The following is a 3,819-nucleotide window of genomic DNA, read 5'->3' as shown; positions in this document are numbered from 1 at the left end:
CTTCCGTGGTCTTCGCCCAATCTAACCAGGCTCGACTTCCCTTTGTCCTCCATAGGAGGTCTCTTTTGACGAGGCGGCAGGATTCACTTTATGTTACGGTCTGCTGATTTGCTCGCACTCTCCAAGAGAGTTACTTTGTCACAGGGCTTCAACCTTAGGATTTCTCCACCAGTTGCCTGTCAGCTACCGAGCGTCTTGGCACTTACTCGGGTTGGACTTGCACCAACTAGCAGATAACAGCTTAGCTGGGCACGCCTAAATGAAAAACCGCCGATTGGCGGATTATGGTCGTTTATTTTTCTTTCTAGCAGAAGATTTTTCCTTTCCCGTCTCTTCAGTTGTTGTACCTTGTCCTTCAACATTCGGAGAACCTAATCCTATTGTTGAAGGATCTTTTTTTCTTTTTCCCATTAAAAATTACACCCCCTACCGATTATTTTAACGTTCCTTATTGTGATTATTCATTCGTATCATCGCATATTTTTTATTCATTTGGTCAAGTTATCAATAGAGGAGGTGTGATAATGGCACGAATAGGTGTTGAAGAATCGTTAACGAATATTCAAGAAGCTTTACGTGCTCGTGGTCATGAAGTAGTACCACTGAAACAAGAGGAAGATGCAAAAGGTTGTGATTGTTGTGTTTTAACAGGTCTTGATTCCAATGTAATGGGAATGCAAGATTCTGTGATTCAAGGACCTGTAATTGAAGCAAATGGATTGACAGCAGAAGAAGTATGTAAACAAGTGGAAGGAAAATTGCAATAAAAATCCTAAACGGACAGTTTGTATGTGCTGTCCGTATTTTAAACATTTGTTTAATTTTTAATTTACGTTCAGGCTATTGTTGAAAGAAGGAAATCGTATGCGAAGAATGTTGATTGTTTTTTGGACATTCATTGATCCTATTTATTATTTTTTAACTAGACTTACATATGTAAATAAGGAAAGAAATAATATTTTTCGAGTACGAAAAACAAACTATTTAGGCTATGATGTTGAATTATCCGATGGTACGAGAATCCAACGAAATGATCTACTAATTAAAATTCATTTACACAATGTACGTCTATTACGAAATATGAAAAAGATAAAAAATGATTTTAAAAAAGGCACTTATATTTATCGTAATATTAAATATTCCTTACCTGAATTAGCCTCTTATATTTATCATCATCCAGATTTTGATCGGATCAAAGGAATCATTGGTATCACAACATTACATCGTGGTTGCGAAAAACTAGGGTTTGAACCAAAACCACTCAAAAATGCATTTTATAAAAAATTAAAGTGGCTAGCCTTAATCCCTATTAGCTATATATCTAGTGATCAAATATCATGGCACGATTTATTCATACAAGAACCAAAGTATTTATTTATGTCAAAGGAGAAACTCATCGAATTATATTTACCAGAACATAAATCAAGAACTTCAATTGTTCCACAAAATGCATTGATTCACCAAAAGGTTTATGAATAAAAACGAGGTTGTAATTATGTATAAAGCACTTTTTTTCCCTTTATTATCAATTCCCTCTGGACATCATCAAACGGCAGATGCTTTAATCGAACGTCTTCAAAAGAGAGAGTCGAACATACAGTGTAAAAAAATCGATTTGTTGACTTACCGTTTCGGTAAAATAGAAAAACTAATTTCAAATTTTTATTTAAAGTGGATTCATATTTCCCCAAGAACATATAGTTATTTGTATAAAAAATTGGCTTATAATCAGCCAATAGAAAAAAATTATTATTTTTATCAACTAATGTTTGAGAGAGTAGCATTATCAATGATTGAAAGTGAAAACCCATCCATTATCATATGTACCCATGCTCTACCTTCTCGTATTTTTAGCCATTTAAAAGAAAAAAAGAAAATCAACGTGCCAATCATAAATGTTTATACTGATTTTTTTATTAACCGATTGTGGGGTATAAAGCAAATTGACGCTCATTTTGTGTCCACAGACTCGATGGCTTCCTATTTATTAGAACATGGTGTTGATCAACAAAAGATTTTTCATACCGGTATCCCTGTTCATCCTTCGATTCAGAAAAGAAATTCAACGGTTCCAATAAAATCTCCATTAAAAATATTAATTACGGGTGGAAGCATGGGTGTTGGGACAATTGAAAAGTTATTAAAAAAGCTTCCAAAAAGTGAAGAAGTTCAATATTATGTTTTGTGCGGAAAAAACTTGCGATTATTTCATTATTTAAAAAGAAATGAACACAAACAAGTCATTCCTTTACCATATATAGATTCTAGAGAAAAAATGAACAGGATTTATGAAGATGTAGATGCTGTGATTACAAAGCCTGGCGGTGTCACCGTTAGTGAATGCATTCTTAAAAAAATTCCAATTTTTATTTATCATGCACTTCCAGGTCAAGAAGAAATTAATTGGCAAGTTTTAAGTACTTTAAAAATAGTGAAACCTCTACCCTATTTTCAAGATGAACATGAAATGATGAATTATTTTTATCAAAATATTAAAGATTATCATCAAAATAGAATTTTCGATCAGTATGAAAACCATCCATGTTTTCAAAAAGCAGAAGACGTAGTTCTTCAAATTTTATTTCATGAAATCATATGAAATTGTAGACAAGTTTTTACCCCCTACATGCATATGTATGTAATGGACAAGGTAGGGAGGTGAAATCTTTGAACTTTTTAGTAATAAAAGGAAAATTCATTTGGAGATTATTAGCAATTGCCGTCGTTATTGGAGCTGCAACTATTTGGTATTCTTTTCAATCAGATGCCATTCCAGCCATGCAAAACAAAGCTGAAAAGATTAGAGAAATTCATTTAATTACTAATGAACTAAAGACCACAACTGAAGATGGGAAAGAAATTGAAATATATCGCTGGGATCCTGGTACTATTTATGTAAAAAAGGGGGAAAAAGTAAACCTTAAACTTTTTGGTGTTTACGGAAAAGAACATCCATTTATTATTGAAGGAACTAATATTCAAGGAACAGTGAAAAAAGGTGAAGAAACCGTTATTCCTGTCCAATTTGAAAAAGAAGGGGTATATCGATTAATTTGCGTCACACATTTAGACTATGATCATCATGGGCCAATGATCGCACATATCATCGTTGAAGATTAATGATTTCTTATTTCAAATGTTTACTTATTAAATCTGGTGGAGTATACTCCACCTTTATTGATTTAATAAAATCTTTTTTAACTTATCTGTCATTAATTCAGATAATAAAAATATTTGCTTTTCTTCACCTTCCATATAAAATGATGAACGTTTACGATCATTACTTAGCCACAAGTATGCGATATCTTCTTGACCGTTTGCATAGTTCAATTGGATTCGGTAATTTGGTTCTTCTACTTCCGTTTCACCGCTCACTTTCACTCCATATGATAATAATTCGATCATTTGTTGAAGTGTATCAAAATTTTCATCATTCATCGTATATATCTTTTTATTATTATGATTTTCATATATCGTTACATCAATGATTTCTTTGCCATTCCATTCAACAGAAGTTGTATTTTCTGAAGAAATATTTTCAATTTGCTCGCGATAAGGAAATTCGTCTTCAGATTGACATCCAGCCACTACAACGAGTATTAATCCTACAATAATGATACGACCTTTACATTTTTCATACAGCAAGGAAAACAATTGATTGCCCTCCTTTATCCTACTTTCGAAAGATTATAACTATTCACATATTCCCCAAAAATATTGGAAAATAACCGTTTGAAGCGTTCTCATTAGCCCCCTAATGAATTTGGACACTCGATAAGGTGTTTTTTATAATCGAAGTGACCAAATGAAGGGGGCTTT

General features: G+C 32.9%; 6 protein-coding genes. 4 read left to right on the top strand and 2 right to left on the bottom strand.

Annotated elements, in window-relative coordinates:
• Positions 1 to 282 precede the first annotated feature (282 nt).
• Positions 283 to 411, bottom strand: a complete 129-nt coding sequence (locus AC3ASS_RS13830; RefSeq protein ID WP_488284094.1) for a YuzL family protein — start codon at positions 409 to 411, stop codon at positions 283 to 285.
• A gap of 113 nt (positions 412 to 524) precedes the next feature.
• On the opposite strand from AC3ASS_RS13830, the gene AC3ASS_RS13825 reads away from it, so the two are divergent.
• The 4 genes from AC3ASS_RS13825 (at position 525) to AC3ASS_RS13810 (ending at position 3,120) form a co-directional block, all read left to right on the top strand.
• Positions 525 to 767 (top strand): YkuS family protein, encoded by a 243-nt coding sequence (locus AC3ASS_RS13825; RefSeq protein WP_488284093.1) that lies wholly within the window; start codon positions 525 to 527, stop codon positions 765 to 767.
• A 97-nt stretch (positions 768 to 864) separates the two neighbouring features.
• On the top strand, positions 865 to 1,479 hold the full coding sequence (locus AC3ASS_RS13820) for a YkoP family protein (protein ID WP_488284092.1): 615 nt from the start codon (positions 865 to 867) through the stop codon (positions 1,477 to 1,479).
• Positions 1,480 to 1,495: 16 nt separating this feature from the next.
• Positions 1,496 to 2,599 (top strand): MGDG synthase family glycosyltransferase, encoded by a 1,104-nt coding sequence (locus AC3ASS_RS13815; protein ID WP_488284091.1) that lies wholly within the window; start codon positions 1,496 to 1,498, stop codon positions 2,597 to 2,599.
• A 68-nt stretch (positions 2,600 to 2,667) separates the two neighbouring features.
• Positions 2,668 to 3,120 carry a cupredoxin domain-containing protein gene (locus AC3ASS_RS13810; protein ID WP_488284090.1) on the top strand — a complete coding sequence of 151 codons (453 nt, stop codon included), beginning with the start codon at positions 2,668 to 2,670 and terminating at the stop codon, positions 3,118 to 3,120.
• A 54-nt stretch (positions 3,121 to 3,174) separates the two neighbouring features.
• Here the strand turns inward: AC3ASS_RS13810 and AC3ASS_RS13805 are convergent, their stop codons facing one another.
• Positions 3,175 to 3,654 carry a YhfM domain-containing protein gene (locus tag AC3ASS_RS13805; protein WP_488284089.1) on the bottom strand — a complete coding sequence of 160 codons (480 nt, stop codon included), beginning with the start codon at positions 3,652 to 3,654 and terminating at the stop codon, positions 3,175 to 3,177.
• Between the last annotated feature and the right edge of the window lie 165 nt (positions 3,655 to 3,819).

The sequence above is a fragment of the Bacillus sp. JST-5 genome (assembly GCF_057747715.1).
Note: the sequence above shows the minus strand (reverse complement) of the source record. Positions and strands in the feature narration are given on the sequence as shown.

Bases quoted from the DNA above. Each gene is read 5' to 3' on its own strand.
- AC3ASS_RS13830 (WP_488284094.1), bottom strand. From the start codon at position 411: ATGGGAAAAAGAAAAAAAGATCCTTCAACAATAGGATTAGGTTCTCCG.
- AC3ASS_RS13825 (WP_488284093.1), top strand. From the start codon at position 525: ATGGCACGAATAGGTGTTGAAGAATCGTTAACGAATATTCAAGAAGCT.
- AC3ASS_RS13820 (WP_488284092.1), top strand. From the start codon at position 865: ATGCGAAGAATGTTGATTGTTTTTTGGACATTCATTGATCCTATTTAT.
- AC3ASS_RS13815 (WP_488284091.1), top strand. From the start codon at position 1,496: ATGTATAAAGCACTTTTTTTCCCTTTATTATCAATTCCCTCTGGACAT.